The following is a 19,725-nucleotide window of genomic DNA, read 5'->3' as shown; positions in this document are numbered from 1 at the left end:
CTAGTCAGAAATTTAAGGAGGGCTTTATGATGACAAAAACAGTGTTAGTAACAGGCGGTACAGGTTTTGTTGGTGGGCAGATCATTCTTCAACTGTTGCAAAAAGGCTACAACGTGAAAACTACACTTCGCTCCCTTAGCGGGAAAAACAAAGTAATAGATACACTTAAATCCAACGGAATCACGAACTTTGACGCCCTTGTATTTATCGAAGCTGATCTATCCAAAGATGATCATTGGGACGAAGCGATGGCAGGCTGTGATTATGTATTGAGCGTAGCGTCTCCCGTCTTTTTTACGATTCCCAAGGATGAACAAGAAGCGATACGCCCTGCTGTAGAGGGCATTATTCGCGTTCTGAAAGCGGCTCGAGACGCAGGTGTAAAACGTGTTGTCATGACTTCCAATTTTGGCGCTGTTGGATTTAGCAATAAGAATCCGAAGACGATAACGACAGAAGATCATTGGACAGATCCAAATGAAAAAGGTTTATCCGTTTACGAAAAATCCAAATCGTTAGCAGAGCGCGCCGCCTGGGAATTCATTAAGAAAGAGGGCGGCAATCTGGAGTTTACTACAATTAATCCTGTTGCCATATTAGGGTCTGCTTTAAGTGCCCACATCTCAGGTAGCTTTGGTCTTCTGCAACATTTATTAGATGGCTCCATGAAAGCTGTTCCTAATATTCCTTTAAATATTGTCGACGTTCGAGATGTAGCTGATTTGCATATTCGGGCAATGACAAATCCTAAAGCTAATGGACAACGTTTTATTGCGTCGGCAGATGGTCAAATATCGATGCCCGAAATTGGAGCCTTGCTAAAAAATAAGTATCCTGATGTTGCGAGCAAAGTGTCGACCCGAACCGTACCCAATTGGGTCATTTATCTCGCAGCCTTATTTAATAAGCAAGCTAAAGAGGCAGCTTTATTATTAAGGATTAGCCGCAACGTGAGCAATGCCAACGCCAGGAAAACGTTGGGCTGGAAGCCGATTGCAACAAATGAAGAAATCGTTCTGGCTTCAGTGAATAGCATGATTAAATTCAAGCATTGAGGTGACTTTCTGGAATCTCCCCCCGTTCTTAAGTTATAATTGTCTTAGCTACTTATTTTGACATCCTAAGCATGAAGGACGGAAGAACAAATATGATTAACCCAACAGGTTCCAATGCCTTGGAACAAATGAAAGCACTACAGAAATCGTTGACCCGGTTCATTATGATGTACAAGTTCGCCTTGCAGGAAATAGAGACCAAGATTGAAATTTTGCAGGAAGAATTTCAGTTGTTGCATGACTATAACCCTATTGAGCATACGAAGTCGCGGATCAAATCCCCAGAGAGTATTATGCGGAAAATTTATCGCAAAGGCGGCGCCACCTCCCTGGAGGACATCAAGAACCACGTCCATGATATTGCGGGGCTGCGAATTACCTGTTCGTTCGTGTCCGATATTTATCGTATTAGCCGAATGCTGCAAGCGCAAAAGGACTTGAAAATTATCTCGATCAAGGATTACATTAAAAATCCCAAGCCCAATGGCTACAAGAGCCTGCATATGCTGGTGGAGGTTCCCGTGTTCATGTCTGACCGGGAAGAGATGGTCTGCGTAGAAATTCAGATTCGCACCATTGCTATGGATTTCTGGGCCAGCCTGGAGCATAAAATCTTCTATAAGTATAAAGAATCGGTTCCTGAACGGTTGCTTGAGGATTTGAAGACGGCTGCCGACACCGCCTATGAGCTGGATATGAAGATGGAACAGCTTCAACGTGAAATGGAAGAGATCAAGCTGGCGAACCAGCCTGACAACGGCAGCGAGTTTCAGTTACTGATCGACAATCAGAAGCTGAATATTCCGCAAAATCTGCTGCGCCTGTTATCGGGGGAAGAGTAGAGCCTGAATCTCGGCAAATGAAAATAAAACAAGCAGAGCGCTCATCGCTCTGCTTGTTTTTGTGTTAAATAATATTTTATTTAGTGGTAAAGATCATTCGGTCCAGGTTCCCTACGTAATTTAAGCTACTAGTGGTAGAGCCCTTTAGCACAATACAAATCGTCTGTTCGCCGGTCAGCAACTGCTTGAGCGAGGCTTCAGCTATTTTATAATTCCCCCAGCTTCCCCCTGTGTTTGGCATGGCAACTTCTCCAATCAGCGCTCCATCCTTATCATTGAGACGAACCTCTGCTACTACATCGGCAGGAGCCCGATTCGTAGGGGCATCATATTCAATTCCGATATGATTGACGCCCTCGGTTCCAAAATCAACCTTCTCATAGACAAGCCACGCCCCGTTGAAGGTGTTGTTCACCACATTCCCTCCGTTATTGGGTTCGGTTTTTAAGCCTCCCTTACCGAAGGTACTTTCTTCCATGGACCAACTGCTGCGATCTTCAAACTCTACAATGGTTTTAGGCGCTGGTGTCTTGAAAGAGAAGCTCGCGCTCTCAAAATTCCCAATGTATCTATAAGTACCGCTAGTTGACCCCTTCAGCACCAGATACACATCTTGAACTCCAACCAAGGTCTGTGTCAGCTCCGCATTCACCGTTGCGTAATTCGCCCAACCGCTGCCGGTAGGCGGGGTAGCTACAGTACCCACAACGGTTCCATTTATTCCACCCAGTCGAATCTCAACACGGGAGTCGGCTGCCGTATTGCCTGTATTGCCCACATAACGGACGGAGAAGAGATTCACCCCTTCTGTTCCGAAATCCATCCCCTTATAGGCCATCCAGGCACCATCAAACGTATTGCCAACCTGCTCGCTGGAGTATCCACCTGCATCATTTTCCGTCTTCAAAGGCCCATTGTTGTGAGGATTGACATCAGTAGACCATTCGTCGTAATTCTCCAGCTCTAACTGGGCATAGTCATTTCTGATCTTCTGGTAACCCCAGGTAAAACGGTCAAAATTTCCGATGAATGGATGCGTGCTCGTTGTACTCCCCTTCATCACAATGAACAACTCTTGAGTACCGGTGATCACCTTGGTCAAGGTGGCGGTAACCGTCGAGTATTGCGTCCAGCTACTGGTATGCGGGAGATTTACCGTTCCCACGATTTCGCCACCTACGCTGCCTACACGGAATTCAAGCATGGCATCCGCCGGAACCCGGTTGGACGGAGCCGCATATTCCACCTTAATTCGGTTGGCTCCCTCATTCCCGAAATCAATGTTGCTGTAAGACAGCCAAGCACCGTTGAAAGTATTCTTAACTACATCCCCAGTATTCGCCGGTTCTGTACCAAGCCCATCATTATTGAACGTATTTTTGTCCGTACTAGCCGAGCTATAATTTTCAAACTGAATGATTCTTGGATCTTCTACAGGTGCGGGTGGTTCCACCGCTTCCTCTGGAAGTTCTACTTCCGGAATTGGCACCGGAATCGGCTCCGGCAACCCTTCCTCGCCCGGTTCTTCAGGTCCTGGGTTCGGATTAGGATTTGGATTGTCCTCCGGTTGTGAAACGATCGGCTCTGCCAACCACACCGAATCATAAATGTTGCCATTATAAGCATCAACCAGGTATACATTCACTTGATATCTGCTGGAACTCACGTTGAATGCTTGCGTTAAATCAAAGACTCCCGTCTCTACCGGAACGGCACTGGACACAATCATCTCACCGTTGCGCATCAATTGAATGACCGCTACAGCTTCGTCCACGTAAGCGCCTTTCAGGCTGCCCGCAACATCCACGGTCATATTGCCCTTCCGGTTCACCTCTGCTGTCAAATCAAATACATCCCACACGATGTCGGAGGTATATTTCTGATCGGACACCAGCCGTTCGCCAGGGCCACGACCTGCATTCACGTCACCTCTGACTCGGACTTGCACCTGTCCGGCTTCATAAGCTCCCGGACCTACAATTTGTGGATTCGCAGAAGCTGCCGTCCAATTCTTGCCACCATCGGTCGTAAACTCGTAGTCCGTAGCAGCCTCAAACCCCGGTACTGCCGTCCAGCCAAAGGTGTTAGCCGTGTCATCCACTACGGGATGTGTAGGTGCCGGAGAGCTTACCAGTTGCTTCAGCGTTTCCAATCCCAAATCAAAGGCAATATCCGAGCTGCTGCCAGCGGATTGGTGGATTTCAACGGCAATGACGTTAGTCCCCTTCACCAGCAGCGAAGGGTCAACGCGGAAAGCTACACGATCGCGCTCATTGTTCACTGTCACATTGGCATAGGTTGAATAACTTATCGTTCCGCTAGGCATATTGGTACGGAACACTTCTTGCCCATTCAGATATACCACGCCACCGTCATCGCGAACGAGCGCTCCATTCAGTTCCAGCACGTCGTTGACATTCTGGGTATCAGAAATCTCAAAGCTCTGGCGGAAATATGTTGTTGGATATTTGTTACCTCCATCCGGGCCGTACTCTACCTTTGTTTTGGCATAGCCGGTATTATCGTACCCCAGTGGAGCTTGCCCGGAAGCCCAGGCGCTGTCGTCGTAACTTACAGCATTCCAGTTCGTCGCTGGCAGTTGCCCTTTGTCGTAATATTTCCATTCCGAGCCAAGTGCCAACAGCTCTTGCCGAGCCAGCGTATCATCTACCGCATTGCCATAGTCGGTCATCGGCGGAGCAGACTTGCTCAAGGCGCCCCAAGCCATATTGGGTTCGGAAGCCATCTCGAAATTCAAGGTTCCACCAGCCATAATATCCTCATAGCTGATCCAGGCTTGGTCAAATTCCTTGCCGTTCAATTGAGCCGATTGAATAAACCGATTCTGGCTGGACACTCCGTTCGCCCGAATCGTAAACGTTTTACCATTCCCTACATCTAGCTTCACTTCCGAGAAGATCGGCGAGCCAATCAGGAAGGCAGCATCCCCCGGATTAGCCGGGAACAGTCCCATGGCGCTGTAGACAAACCATGAGCCCATCGCACCTGCATCATCATCCATGGACTGCAGGTAGCCTTCCGGGTCCGCCCGGTATACCCGAGACTTCAGTGGATAATTGTAAGCCCCGTGGTTATGATACTTCTGGGTTACCACTTCTGTAGTGAACTGTCGTGCATAATGTTGGGTCAGATAAGGATAACCCAGGTAGTTGAACAAGTAAGGGGCGTCCAGATCCGTCTCGTTAATGGCCATGTACTCGTCACGTTCAAAGAAATCCAGAAGCTGCTTGGCCATCTCTGTCTTGCCGCCCATCAGATCAGCAAGGCCCTGCATATCCTGCATCGCAGACCAACGATATTGCCACAGATTGCCTTGGTAAGCATATTTGCCTACGGAGGTAACTTCTTTGCCCTCAACCGTTATGCCATTAGGGGTGAAGAAGCCTAATTTCTGGCCGTTCTCATCCACTTGCTCCGGATTCCACAAATCCTGATAGGACTGAGCTATCCGTTTGTACTTCTCGTAGTTGGTCTTATCGCCAACCATCTCGGCCAGCTTCATTGGGAAATAGCCGCTTCTTGCTTTCTCCAATTGACCGGATACTTTGTCCTGATCGCCGAAGTTGTCAGCGTCTACACCCATTCCTTTAAGCGCGGTGTAAACATCAAAATCTGTAAAGCCCTTAGCGTATGCATCCAATACAACCGCCCCGTTAAACTCATTCCGCACGGTAGGACTAGGCCAGTAGCCGCTGCCCCATTGTGAGTATTCGCCACGGGTCTTATACACATCAACCAGTGACTTGACCATATTCTCGTATTCCTGCGGGTTCAGGACAGAGAACAGGGCATATTTACGGAAATCATCCCAGGTTGCCCAGCCATTGTAATAATCGAAATCATCCCCAAGTTCAGAAGCTTGACGAATTTTATTCTCGTCCCGGGCTGCCCGGAACGTGCCTTGCGAACTGGTTACGTTCTTAGGATGAAGATAGGTATGATATAACTGCGTATAGAAGATTCGCTTGTTCTCCTCATCTGCATCCGTGACTTCAACCTTATTCAGTATGTCACTCCAAGCCGCGCGAATCTTCGCATGTTGCCCGGCAAAATCCCAGTCAGCAATGTCATGGTCCCGCTCATATTTGGCCTGCTCGACACTAATCGGGGACAAACCTACCTTGGCTTGCACCACTTTGCCGGAAGACGCCGGGTCAAAGTTTACCCAGACCCCGGTTTTGCTGCCTGAGCGTGATGCTACTTGTCCTTGCTCTCCATCCTTCCATGAAGTATAGGACTGGAAATCCTGATCGAATTCAATGGAATAGTACATCGTATAATAGCCATGCCCACACACATTTTGAGACTTGACCATACCGGAGATTTCCCGGTTATTCTCTACGTTCAGGTTGGCATCCAGCATGCCCGCGTAGGAGTTGGACAAATCGACAAGCACAGACCTGGAAGCTGCGTCATCCGGGAAAGTATAGCGATGAAAGCCAACATTATCGGAAGCCGTCAGTTCCACTCCAACGCCCGACGCCAGATTGACCGCATAGTAGCCAGTGGTGGCCTGCTCGCTTTTCTTGTCGTAAGGCTGCTTGTACTTTGCACTGTCATTCGTGAAATCACCGGTCTGCGGCATCATGAGAATATTGCCGCCTGCCCCGCTACATCCGGCGCCACTGAAGCGCAGATGAGAGAAGCCTTTCAGATTCTTGTCCTGATAATAATAGCCGCTAAAGGCTCCCCCATCGCCATCCGGACCTAAGGATACCAGGCCAAATGGAGTCGACGGACCGGGATTCGTTTGCCCATTGTCCCCAAGCGTGTTGATGAACGGGTCGACGTAATCGACCGGGTCCAAATTCACTGGCGGATATGCCGGGGTTTGGCCGGCCTCTACGCCATACAACTCCAACTCATATAAGCGCACGATATCGGAGTCATATGCCCCTTTGCTGATGTATAACCGTACATATTGAGCCGTGAACGGCTCTGGCAAGTAACGGTCTACAATCGTTTGAGCGTTATTTTGCACCACATCCACATCGGTCCAGGTTACTCCGTCGATACTTTTTTGCAAACGGAAATTCTTGGTGTTCCAAAAGGGGCTGTTCCCCTCATTGATTCCAGCATTGACAACCACCCATTCGTTAATCGTATAGGACTGGCCCAGATCGAGCTTCATCCATTTGATTTCCGCATCGGTATTGTCGCACCATTTCGTATCATTCTTGCCATCGATGGCAAATCTGGCGCTCTCGTTATTATTACATTGTCCCGAAGCCGTTACCTTAGCGTTCAACGCCACGTTCTGCGTAGCTGTCCCTCCCCCGGCAGCGGCGGCCGCGACCCGTAGGTCGGCAGCCGACGCGATACCGCTAGTGAACAACGATTCGGTTAATCCATATAACAGCATGATCGTCATGAGTACCGAGATTATCTTCTTCCCCATTGCGTTTTGTTCCCCTCGCTTTCATTGTTGTCCCTACGCCATACGCTGTTTACAAGAGTCGTTCTACCATCACCGCTATCTCTGCACGGGTTACCGCATTTTTCGGGTTGAACTTACGACCATCGCCTTCAATCCAGCCTTGGGTAAAGGCACGATCCACTGCCTGAGTTGCCCATGTTGAAATCTGGCTTGCGTCAGTAAAGGACGTGACCTGCCCACCTTGTGCACTAGCTGCTGCTTCCATCACTTCTGCTGCGCGAACCAAGGCCACTACGGCCTCCTCGCGGGTAATGGAATCATTAGGGCGGAAAGCTCCGTTATAGCCAGTCACGATGCCCAGTTCCGCCGCTTGGGCCACAGACTGAGCATAATAACGATCAGATGAAACATCCTTGAACGGACTTGCCTTGGTCGCTTCGGAGATCGTCTCTTTGCCCTCAGCTCCCTGCTGAACAGTGACGGCGCGCACGATTAGCGTAACGAACTCCGCACGGGTGATGCTGCGATTAGGAACATAATGCCGATCGTCAACACCGGTAACAATGTGCTTGGCGGCCAGACCTTTCACCGCTTGTTCGGCCCAATGTCCGCGCAAATCAGCAAAGGATTTGTCATATTCCAAAATTGTATAATACGAGAAATGTCCGGCGGTAAAGGTATAAATACCGTTCTCAAGCTTACCCGGCACATATTTTGCACTTTGGCCGTCTACATAATAGATTCCTGCCAATCTTGCAGAGATTCGTTGCTCCTGCTCCGGCGTTAATTGAATGGAGACTTTGGCAGGACGGTCAAGTTGATGAATTTCTTGTACCTGATCTCCTGTGATTACTTGTACGATGACGGACAACACCACGCCCGTAGCCTTATAATCCGTAACAGACTTGAGCGACTGATTGACTGTCTCTTGAGCCTCCGTCGACCAAGCCGCATTCAGGACAATGCGAATCCGCGAGGATGCATCCCCGGAAATGGCGAAGGCACCGGCCGGAAAGCTGACTGTCCGACTGCCTGTCGTAATGACCAAGCCGATGTTTTGTTTGTTCAGCTCGCTAACAGAAGTTGCAGGGAGCTCCAAGGCCGTGCCTGCTTCTGCTGCCTCACCAGGCAGAGCAATCGTCACCGCACCGCCTTGCGCTTGTTCAGCCGCTGTAGCGAGGGTATCACGGCCAACCAGATATCTCCCGTCTGCCGCAAGTTCAGGGCGTGCTGTTGAACCGCTGGCTTCGCCCGCTTGGGGTGGAATGCCTGTGCCATCGGGGTTTGTAGCTTCAGGAGGATTCGGGGTTGTTCCCGAATCTCCTCCCGAGCCTGAACCTGGCGAGGAGCCATTGCCAGGTGTGCTTCCACTCACAATAGAGAAGCTGGCCGTTTGATTCTCTTCACCGTAGCCCGCTACCACCGTATAGCTTCCTAGTGGAGCCAGGTCCTGATTGGCGGGAATGCCCACCTTGGCAGAGTACGTGCCATCCACGGCTGGAAGTACATCGACATACAGAACCGTCTCCAGCGGACTGATAATCTTCACGATGACATTGCCACCGGATTGTTCAGGCACCGTTCCGGATAACGCAAGGGTTCCACCCCGGCGTACTTCCTTAGCATTAAGCGTCAGCGTAAACGCATCGGCGGCGAACACAGAAATCGGCGAAAGTGCGAACAACAACACCAACAAGGCTGCGATATATTTTTTCACGGAGTTATGTCCTCTCTTTCCATCCATTACTCAAGCACCAAAGGCGTAGCCAATTTGTCAGGCACGTTCAAATCCCCGTCAAACCGGTCAAATACAAATACCTTCACTTTATAGTCTTCTCCACGGACATTGAAGTATTGGGAGACTTCGAGTTGATTCGGCTTAATCGGGATTGCGTTGATCAGTTCAGGCGTATTCCCCTTCATCAACTGGAACACTACGATGGCATCTCCGCTGTATTCCAGGAATTTATCCACCGTTACACTGGCCTTGAGCTGATCTCCCGCACTCAGTTTGCCCTCAAGACGATAAACGTCATTAGTGAACGGCTGATCAGAGAGTAGTGCCGCACTGGCCCCCAAACCCGGCAGCGCCCCCGCTTTAACACGTACTCCTATACGTCCTGCCGGATATTCGCCTTCGCCAATCATCAGCGGATTAGCTGACGCTGGCTGCCAGGTCGCTCCACCATCTATGGTGTATTCATAATCGGTAAGCTGATTGAAACCAGGGGCATTTCCCCAACCAAAGGTATTCAAGGCATCATCAACTACCGGATTGATTGGAGACGCTGCCGCATTGCCTTCAGTCTTCACTAGCATCGGCTCTGAATTGTCTCGCTGATCAACAGCCGTAACAGCAAATTCATAGACCTCATCTGAATTGATATTTTCGAAAATGTACTGGTATACACTCTTATTGGCTTCCGCCGGAATGTACAGACTCCAGTTCATACCTAGCTTGCCGTTAACCTCATGAATGCGGTAACCTCTGATCGCATCCTCCGCATCTTTCAGCTTCGGCTGCATCCATGTTAGTGCCCATTTTCCATTCCCAGTTTTCCCGGCGTTCAGATACCTTACCGGGTTTGGCTTCTCATCCGTACGAACAATCGTATAACTATCGAAAGGTCGTTCTTCTCCACCACGGTAAGAATCAATGGTAAAGCTGTCCTTGGTCATCTTGATCCCCGAATACACCGGTAATTTACGTTGCTCAAAATAAGCTGCATACGATTTGTCAATCCCTTGATTAACATCGTAATATTTGGTCCCGGATGCATTGTTGACGATATACATCGTTCCGCCAGGATTCACCGGATTTCCGTTCTCATCCAGATTCAAATCCGTAATTGGCTTATCGCCATACATTTGATGTGATCTCATGTACGTATGGTCATGCCCTTGCAGCACGACGTCGATGCCTAGCTCATCGAATACGGGATAAAGCATATCTCTCAACTCGTAAATTTCTGCTTCATCGGAGTGTCCACCTACAGAGTAAATCGCTTTATGAAAAGCAACGACTTTCCACTTCTTATCCGTTTGCGCGACTTCTCGTCTTAACCATTCAATCTGCTGCTTGAACGAGTCACGCTGCCGCTGATCCCAGCCCATATCCATCGTGTTAAGCACCATGAAGTGAGCTTCACCGTAATCAAATGAATACACACTACCCGGAGGAAGCGGGTCATCAATGGAATCGTTAGGATAATAAAAATGGTGATAGTAGTTGTCGTTGTAAGGACCTTCATGGTTCCCGACAGCGGCCATAATCGGCAGGTGCATCAACGTATCCTGTGGCTTGCCGAAGTAATCCAGCCATTGGCTCTCCAGCGAACCGGCATCCACCTGATCACCGGTCATAATCATGAATTTGGCATTGGGGTAATCGCCTTTGGCTTGCTTCAACGTATCCGCCCAAACCTCATAATCATGACTATTCCCACCTTGGGAGTCCGTCAGATAGAGGAATTCATACTCCAATTCCTCTTCTCTCTCCATCGTAAACGTTCCAATATCGCTCCAGTTCCCCTCACTGCCCACACGATATTGATAGGAGGCACCCGGGGTTAACCCCTCCAACAGCACTTTATGGCTGATGAACATCCCTCTTGTGGAACTAGTTACTCTCAGATCCAATACCTTTGTATCTTCCGGTTCACCCACATAACGCGTAACGTCAGAGCTATCAAATTGACCGCCTGCGGGTACAACCTCCACAATGCTATCCTTGGCATTGTCCGGAGCATATTCCGGATTATCGTATTTGGTGTACCAAGCAAAGGAACGCTTGGTCTTCGGGTCCTTATAGAAGGACATAGCGATGGCAATAGGCCCATAGTTGGCAGCCTTGTTTGTAGGGCTAATCGTGAACCTAGCAATGCTTGCCCCCGAGATATATTTCATACCACCTTGGCCATCGTACGTTACATTTACAAATGCATTCTCCTTGACGGCTTCGGCTAATTTAAGCTTTAGCTGATTAGGATTATCACCTAATTCTACGCTCTGAATAGCAATCTGCTGCTCATCCGCCTGAATGCTGAAATGTGAATTTAAACCTGCTGGCAAGCCGCCCAGTTCGGACATCAGATCCAAAGTCACATCAATCCCATTAATGCTGACCTCGCCACCAAGGGCACCGTTATATCCTTCCGGCAAATAGAAAGCGGAAGCTGGAACGATCTCCTTGGACAGATTGTTCGAGGACCAGCGAAGGTACAGGTTAGAGCCCCCGTAATCTTCAAAATAATCCACCTGGAAGCTGTATTTCTTGCCTGCTTCAAGCCTCACCGGTGCACTTGTTTGCTCTTTATCCCAGTCATTGACCCAATGGTCGATAACCGTCTTATCGTCAATCCAGAGCTTAAATCCGTTGTCCCCCATCATATAGAATGTATAATCAGCCGTTTCCGGCGCCATTAACTGTCCGGTCCAGCGAATATTGGCGTTGTCTTGTACGCCTGTTCTACTCTGTAAAATCGGGTCCAGATTGCTAAAGTTAATTTGCTGATCTACTACCGTTGACTTGAGGGCACCAAATGCAAAATTATTATCTTTGATCCCCAGGTAGTATTGTCCTATCAGCCCTTGTTCGGCCGTAATGACCGGTGGCTCGCTAGTATCTCCACGTAGCTCCATCTCGAAGAATACGTCAGAGCTTGATCCCCGGTCTTGATGCACTTCAACAGCAATGACGTTTGTACCGTTGACCAGTAATGATGGATTTATAGTGAACGGGACTTCATCCCGCTCATCACCAATGGCATTGGTAGCCGTTGTGTTATAGGCGATTTCCCCTGCTGGCATGTTCTCTGTACGGAATACTTCTGTCCCGTTCAGATACACCACTGCACCGTCATCGCGAATAATGCTGCCATGTAATTGCTTGATCGCAGCGGCATCGGCCACCTCGAAGCCCTTGCGGAAATAAGTCGTGATATATTTGTTGTTGCTGTCAGAGCCATAGCTGATGACCGTATTCGGCTGTGGCTTGCTGCTGTTGGCATACCCTAGAGATGCCTCAGCCTTCTTCCAGCCGCTATCATCGAAGCTGCTGGCTCTCCAAACCGTTCCTTGATTAGAACCATCGTCCAGATAGGACCATTCGCTATTCTTGGCAATTAACGTGGATACATCAGCAACGGCTGCATTTGGATTCACGACAGTGATGAGTGCCGAGTCCTTGTATCCTCCGTCCACCGACGTTACCGTAATTCCTGTCGTTCCTTCACGGAGTGCGGTAACTAGCCCTTCCTGATCTACAGAAGCAATTGCAGAATTGTCGGAACTCCAGACATAGGTTGCGTTTGTAGCCGTTACGGGAGTAATCTCCGCTACCAACCGTTCCGATTGTCCAATCTCCAGTTGCAGGCTTGGCTTATTTAGCGTAATACCCTTTACAGGAGCATCCGAAGATTCATTCGTGACATTCGTACCGTAAGCCGCAAATTCATAAATGTTTGCGATATAATTCCCGTTTCCGTCCTTGTCTCCAGGATCGGTAATATTCAATTTGAAATAACGTGCCGTTACCGGTGCATTCAATTCATGGGTAGATTTGCCACCAGATACACCATAGGTGCTGTCAGTCACGGTAACGACTGGCGTCCAGTGCACATCGTCGGTGCTCGTCTCGATAGAGAAAGCCCGGGTGTCGGCCTCCTGCGTCTCTCCTCCCGCACTTGCATGCGCCAGTACGAATTTATGTACGGTGGCCTCATTTCCAACATCGATTTTTAACCAATAGGGACTTTGGCTGTCAGGTAACTGTTCGCCACCCTCATAGCTCCACTTGCTGTCCAGGGTGCCGTCAATAGCCTGCTCTGGGCCATAGCCCGGCAATTCCCCGATCGACGTAGCTGTTACGCCCGTACCGGCAAATACATTCATCTCTCCATTCCCCGCCTGAACTGGCGGAGCAGGGACATACCCCGCAGACAACAACGAGGTTACCAGCACGACTATGGCAAGTACGCGACTTACCAATGTGATCCTTCTTTTCACTCCCTATTCCCTCCTCTAGTAAACTGTGATGACCTATGAATGATAAGCTCCCTCCCCGTTTCATTCAATTCATGCTTCGTAAAAGGGAGGTTAACTTTCTGTAAAGCATTTGCCCTGTTTCATCTACATTATTAGCTTCACACTCTATAACAACCCACTTGAACATTCCATTACTCCTTATTCATGTCATTAATACCCATTTTTTAGTTTAAATTTTTGTTGAAAATAAAGGTATCTATTCGCTTATAAATCAATCATTGAAGCGCTTGCAAAATATAAAATGTTAACATTACTTGTAATATAACGACGTGTTCTTCACACTGTTAACGCTATGTAAAGAAAGCTTGGTTACCTCCTAATTTATGGTTATGCCTATGCAAAAAAAAGAATGACAATGCAGAGATCGCTCTGACATCATCATTCTTGAATTCATCTGTGTTTGGATGAGTTAACGCTTGTTGCCCTTGTAGGCGCTTGCCCGTTCCTTGCCCGGGTCCCTTCTTGACGTTCGAGAAGTTGACGGAGACCCCGGTTTTCTGTTGGAAGGCTTGTTGCGTGGCTGTTCTACCACTTTGGGTGCTGGGGCCGTCTGCTCCATCGGGTACGGGTGATCCTTGACGATCTGAATCCGCTTGCCAATCAGCTTCTCAATTGACTTGAAGTATTCCTGCTCCTCATAATCACAGAGTGAAATAGCTACTCCGCTGTGACCGGCGCGCCCCGTTCTACCGATTCGGTGAACATAGGTCTCGGGAATATTAGGCAACTCGTAGTTAATAACATGGGTCAGCTCATCAATATCAATTCCGCGAGCGGCGATATCAGTGGCTACGAGAATTCGCAGGGTTCTATTTTTGAAATTAGCCAACGCTTGCTGACGGGCATTCTGGGACTTATCACCGTGAATGGCCTGAGCGCTAATATTAGCCCTGTTCAGATAACGTACTAACCGGTCCGCACCATGCTTGGTTCGGGTAAATACGATGGATGACGAAATAGAAGTATCCTTTAATATATGAAGCAACAGGTCCCGCTTGTTGGTCTTATCTACAAAATATAAATATTGCTGGATCGTCTCTACTGTAGAAGATACCGGGGTAATGGCTACCTTTACCGGGTTGATCAATAGCGAATTGGCCAGCTTGGCGATGGCCTCGGGCATCGTCGCAGAGAAGAACAGCGTTTGCTTCTTGGGCGGGGTCTTGGCAATGATCTTCTTGACATCGTGAATGAAGCCCATATCAAGCATACGGTCAGCCTCGTCCAATACGAGTATCTTCAAGTCCTTCAAATCCACCAGCTTTTGCTGAATAAGATCGTTCAGACGACCTGGCGTAGCGACCAAGATATCGACACCTTTGTGCAGGGCAACCTCCTGTGGCCGTTGGGACACCCCGCCAAAAATAACTGCGGACCGCAGCTCCAGAAATTTGCCATAGCTATTGAAATTTTCAAATATTTGTAAGGCTAATTCTCGGGTAGGCGTTACTACAAGCGCTCGAATTTTACGACGGGAAGGTCCCGGAACTCGCGCTTCATTTAATAGTTGTAAGGTAGGGATGGCAAATGCAGCCGTTTTCCCTGTACCAGTCTGCGCACAGCCCAGCAGGTCCCGACCGCTTAGAATAGGCGGGATGGCTTGCTCCTGTATCGGAGTCGGGCTGGTATACTGCTCGCGCTCCAGCGCCTTAAGGATAGGTGGAATCAGATTTAATTCTTTAAATAGCATATGTGCTCCTTGCTTTGATTTATTAATGCATCATTTCACTATACCACGGGCCGGGTTAGTGGGCAAACACCTATTGTTTTTTTGATCAGGGCGATAAAAATAGGTGATATGCGCCCCATATCCTAAATATTATAACGAAATGAAAGTAAAGGACCGATCCCTTCGAGAAAATGAAAAACTACGTCATTATAGGCTGGAATACACGGGTTTTACCTGCTGACGGTTATGGTATAATCACCATGATTTGCGAAATGGAAACCCTTTTTTGCAGCTCGAACGCGAGAACAAACAGAAACTAGGTGATGAAATGTTCGAACTCAAATGGCTATGGCAGAATTTGGAGGGGAACCGGACACGCTACATTGTGGCTATGGTCCTTTCGGTCGTGGGCAGCTCGCTCATGATTATTAATCCGTACATTGGCCAGCGCATTGTCGACACATTTATAGCAAGCGACGATGCGGTACAGAATTTAACGCAGGAGCGCGGACTGCTTATTATGCTCTGCCTTGGCATGATCGGCTTCTCTCTGCTGCGTACAGGACTGGCTTATTTCACAACCATGCAATACGAGCGTGCCTCACAGAACATGCTATATGACGTTCGTGTGTACCTGTACAACAAGATTCAAGGACAGGATATGGAATATTACGACCATAACCGTACCGGGGACCTTATGACCAAGATGACGGGGGACCTCGATATGGTAAGACACTCCATGTCCTGGATCATTAAGACGATTATCGAGTCGTTAACCATTTTTGTAGCTGCTGTTATCTACTTTTTCACCATTGATGCGGTACTGACGCTGTGGCTACTGGTCTTGTCTCCACCCATCTTTATAGTGGCTAACATCTTTGCCAAACGTGTACGCCCGATGTATATTGATTTGCGGGAACGATTGTCGCAGCTCAACACGACCACACAAGAGAATATTTCAGGGAATCGCGTGGTCAAGGCCTTCGCTCGCGAGGAGTTTGAAATCGAGAAATTCACGGACAAGAATGTAAATTACTCTCAGGCAAACAAGAAGGCGGCTCTGGTATGGCTGGACTACTTTCCTTACTTGGAAACAGCAGCCCAAGCTTTTAACGTCATTCTGATGCTGGCCGGTGGCTACTTCGTCATGAACGGCCGAATTACCTTCGGGGAATTCTCCGCCTTCTCGGCGCTGATCTGGGCCGTGTCCAACCCGGTGCGTAACATCGGTATTATCATCAATGATATTCAGCGGTTCTTCGCCAGCTTAAGCAAGATCGTTGAAATCTATTATGCCAAGCCTAACATTGCCAACGAGCACAATGCAACAAAGATGCGCCGCTACGAAGGCCGCATTGAGTTCGACAACGTCAGCTTTAAATATGATGGTAAAGAGGTGCTTCACGACATCAGCTTTACCATTGAGCCCGGCGAAACCATCGCAATCATGGGCTCAACAGGCTCCGGTAAAACATCGCTTGTTAACTTGATTTCCCGGTTCTATGATGTCGCCTCAGGTCAGGTGCTCGTGGACGGGGTCGATGTTCGCAAGCTGGAGCTTGACGAACTACGTGGCAACATCGGGGTAGCTACTCAGGACGTGCTGCTGTTCTCCGATACAATTGATGGCAATATCGCCTTCGGTGATCCCGAGCTACCTGAGGAGCAAACTATCGAATATGCACAGCTTGCCGCAGCTCACAGCTTCATTACCAAGATGCCGGAAGGCTATGACACCATTGTTGGTGAACGCGGTGTCGGCTTGTCCGGTGGACAGAAGCAGCGGATTGCGCTTGCCCGGGCCTTGGCTGTACAGCGCCCGATTCTGATCCTGGACGACACCACATCGGCTGTCGATCTGGAGACGGAAGAGCATATTCAAAAGAGCTTGCGCGAGCTTCACTTTGACTGCACGAAGATCATTATCGCGCAGCGGGTATCCACGACCGCCGAAGCCGACCGCATTCTCATTCTCGACAACGGTCGGTTGATTGAGGAAGGCACTCATGCCGAATTGCTGGCCAAACGAGGTTATTATTATGATGTATTTATGCTTCAGAACGAAGGCATTGGAAGGCAGGTGAGCGCTCATGGCCAGAAATAGATTTGACGTCGACGAGAACCTGGAGTCTCCCTTCGATATTCGACATTTCCGGCGGGCGATGGTTTACATCCGCAAGCAGAAGAAGCCGATGATTATCGCCTTCGTCCTAAGTGCTCTCTCGGCTGCCATTGCCCTGTCAGCGCCATTGATCTTGCAGCATGTGGTGGATGTAACCATACCGGAGAAGGATTTTACTGCTCTCATCGGTTGGTCGCTGCTGACCTTGCTGACGATTGTGGTCAGCGTGATATTTGCTACGATCCGCTCTCGTATCATGACACGCGTGGGCCAGGATATCATTTTTGAAATACGTACCGATTTGTTCAAGCATTTGCAGGAGCTTCCCTTCAAATATTATGATGACCGACCACAGGGCAAAATCCTGATTCGTGTCGTCAACTATGTCAACTCGGTATCGGATGTTCTATCCAACGGTATCATCAACTTTATTCTAGAAATTATTAACCTAATCTTCATCGCCGCATTCATGTTCGCCGTAGATGTAAGGCTGTCCTTGATTACGCTAGCTGGCTTGCCGGTATTCCTCGGCATTATGCTGATGATCAAGACCCGGCAGCGGCGAGCCTGGCAAGCGGTATCCAACAAGAGCTCCAACCTGAATGCCTATTTGCAGGAGAGCATCAGCGGAATTGGTGTAACGCAAATCTTCACACGGGAGCAGCATAATGCAGGTATCTTCAAGCGTCTTGCCGCCAACTTCCGTACAGAGTGGATGCGGGCCTTGCGCTATAATGCTCTGATTCCCTTCTCCGTCGACAATCTGGCAACGATTGTAACAGCGTTGATCTACATGATTGGCTTGCTGGCACTCAGTCCAGGTGAGGTTACCTTCGGGGTCATTCTGGCGATGAGCAGCTATGCAGCCCGCTTCTGGCAACCGATTCTGAACCTGTCGAACTTGTACAACAGCTTCATCAATGCCGTGGCTTATCTGGAACGGATCTTCGAAACGCTGGATGAGCCGGTCACGGTCAGCGATGTACCAAACGCCAAGCCATTGCCTGCGGTTCAAGGTAACGTCAAGTTCAATAATGTAACGTTTGCTTACGATCCGGGTATGAACATTCTGGAGAATCTGAGCTTTGACGTGAAGGCTGGGGAGAGCATCGCTCTCGTCGGACCGACAGGAGCAGGCAAAACTACGGTGGTGAACCTGATCTCACGGTTCTATAACCTGACGGGCGGACAGATTCTAATCGATGACCATGATATTTCTCAGGTCACGCTGAATTCGCTGCGTAGCCAGATGGGGATCATGCTGCAAGACAGCTTCATCTTCTCCGGCACCATTATGGATAACATCCGGTATGGACGTCTGGATGCTACCGAAGAAGAAGTGATTGCTGCCGCCAAAACAGTATGTGCTGACGAGTTCATCCGTGAATTTGAGCAAGGTTATCTCACTGAGGTAAACGAGCGCGGCTCCAAGCTGTCGCAAGGGCAACGCCAGTTGATCTCGTTCGCCCGCACCTTGCTGGCCGATCCGCGCATCCTGATTCTGGACGAAGCAACGTCCTCCATTGATGCCAAGACGGAACGCTTGCTCCAGCAAGGCTTGAACGAACTGCTCAAGGGCAGAACCTCGTTCATCATTGCCCACCGCTTGTCTACGGTCAAGAACTGTGACCGCATCATGTACGTCTCCGATAAGGGAATCGCCGAATCCGGCTCCCATGACGAACTGATCGCCAAGCGTGGCCTGTACCATCGCTTGTACACCGCGCAGAAGATGGAAGTGGTGTAAGGGGAGTTAGAGTAGAACACTAGAAACCATCAATTCACTAGAACAAGTGAAATTGATGGTTTTCTTTTGTGTAAGGGGGATGATTTAGACTCGAATGCCTCTCCAAGCTGGATTTGTCAGGGTGGTTTATGATCCCCCACCCTAGCCCTGGTAGCATAAGCTTGATTCCCCCTCACAAACTCGGTTATAGAGGTTGTTCAAAAAGTCATCTTTCCAGAGCGAAGCAGTTCGAGAAGCAGGTTCGACATCGAATCTTGAATTCACCCGGGCCTAGCATATGCTTCCGTAGTATGTTTCCTTCAGAAACATTTCAGTTCCTCACGTACCCACTACGTACGCTCCGCTACTCAGTCCCTAGCTTCATCCAACTCAAGCGTTTTGAAAAAACGCACATCGAAAGCATAAGCTTTGGTCCTGAAAACCCGACTTTTTGAACACGCACTTATATGGAAATCCTCCTGCTAATTGGCCTCAATTCGAAGAAAATGATCAATTAGCTGGAATTCCTCCCTATAAAAACGACGAATTCGGCATTCTAGCCACTAATCAATTAAATTATATGGAGGATTTCCATATAATCATGAAATATCAGGTCATTGGTTTAATTTAGAGGGAGAAATTCCCTATAAGTTTTGAGCAGGCGCCCCAAAAGCACCATTAACACTTTATATCTATCTATAACTCCAACCACTTGCCCCTAGACTAACGAGCCTACCGCTACTCCACTCTCGCACTTTTAACACTTTATATCTGTCTATAACTCCAACCACGTGCCCCTAGACTAACGAACCCGCCTTACATCCCACTCTGGCACTCTTAACACATCATCATATCTGTCTGCAACTCC

8 protein-coding genes are annotated in these 19,725 nt (G+C 48.8%); 4 read left to right on the top strand and 4 right to left on the bottom strand.

Annotated elements, in window-relative coordinates; genetic code table 11:
• Positions 1-29: 29 nt before the first annotated feature.
• Both BN3279_RS11515 and BN3279_RS11510 read left to right on the top strand, forming a co-directional pair.
• Positions 30-1,055: an SDR family oxidoreductase gene (locus tag BN3279_RS11515; RefSeq protein WP_059050974.1), complete on the top strand. Its 1,026-nt coding sequence runs from the start codon at positions 30-32 to the stop codon at positions 1,053-1,055.
• 92 nt (positions 1,056-1,147) lie between these two features.
• Positions 1,148-1,897, top strand: a complete 750-nt coding sequence (locus BN3279_RS11510; RefSeq protein WP_059050972.1) for a GTP pyrophosphokinase — start codon at positions 1,148-1,150, stop codon at positions 1,895-1,897.
• A 76-nt stretch (positions 1,898-1,973) separates the two neighbouring features.
• On the opposite strand, the gene BN3279_RS11505 is transcribed toward BN3279_RS11510, so the two are convergent.
• From BN3279_RS11505 to BN3279_RS11490, 4 genes are all read right to left on the bottom strand, one after another.
• A complete protein-coding gene (locus BN3279_RS11505) occupies positions 1,974-7,316 on the bottom strand; it encodes a GH92 family glycosyl hydrolase (RefSeq protein WP_059050970.1) in 5,343 nt (1,780 codons plus the stop codon).
• A 49-nt stretch (positions 7,317-7,365) separates the two neighbouring features.
• A complete protein-coding gene (locus BN3279_RS11500; RefSeq protein WP_187377784.1) occupies positions 7,366-9,012 on the bottom strand; it encodes an S-layer homology domain-containing protein in 1,647 nt (548 codons plus the stop codon).
• A gap of 26 nt (positions 9,013-9,038) precedes the next feature.
• A complete protein-coding gene (locus BN3279_RS11495; RefSeq protein WP_059050966.1) occupies positions 9,039-13,301 on the bottom strand; it encodes a PA14 domain-containing protein in 4,263 nt (1,420 codons plus the stop codon).
• Between the two features lie 448 nt (positions 13,302-13,749).
• Positions 13,750-15,030 (bottom strand): DEAD/DEAH box helicase, encoded by a 1,281-nt coding sequence (locus BN3279_RS11490; protein ID WP_059050964.1) that lies wholly within the window; start codon positions 15,028-15,030, stop codon positions 13,750-13,752.
• A gap of 307 nt (positions 15,031-15,337) precedes the next feature.
• Between BN3279_RS11490 and BN3279_RS11485 the strand changes: the two genes are divergently transcribed.
• Together BN3279_RS11485 and BN3279_RS11480 are read left to right on the top strand one after the other, a co-directional pair.
• Complete coding sequence (locus BN3279_RS11485; protein WP_059051799.1) at positions 15,338-17,113, top strand: ABC transporter ATP-binding protein; 1,776 nt, start codon at positions 15,338-15,340, stop codon at positions 17,111-17,113.
• A complete protein-coding gene (locus tag BN3279_RS11480) occupies positions 17,100-18,878 on the top strand; it encodes an ABC transporter ATP-binding protein (protein ID WP_059050963.1) in 1,779 nt (592 codons plus the stop codon). The genes BN3279_RS11485 and BN3279_RS11480 overlap by 14 nt, the downstream gene beginning before the upstream one ends.
• The last annotated feature ends 847 nt before the right edge of the window (positions 18,879-19,725 follow it).

Origin of the sequence: Paenibacillus senegalimassiliensis, assembly GCF_001486585.1 — a bacterium.
In the GTDB taxonomy this organism is placed as follows: domain Bacteria; phylum Bacillota; class Bacilli; order Paenibacillales; family Paenibacillaceae; genus Fontibacillus; species Fontibacillus senegalimassiliensis.
Note: the sequence above shows the minus strand (reverse complement) of the source record. Positions and strands in the feature narration are given on the sequence as shown.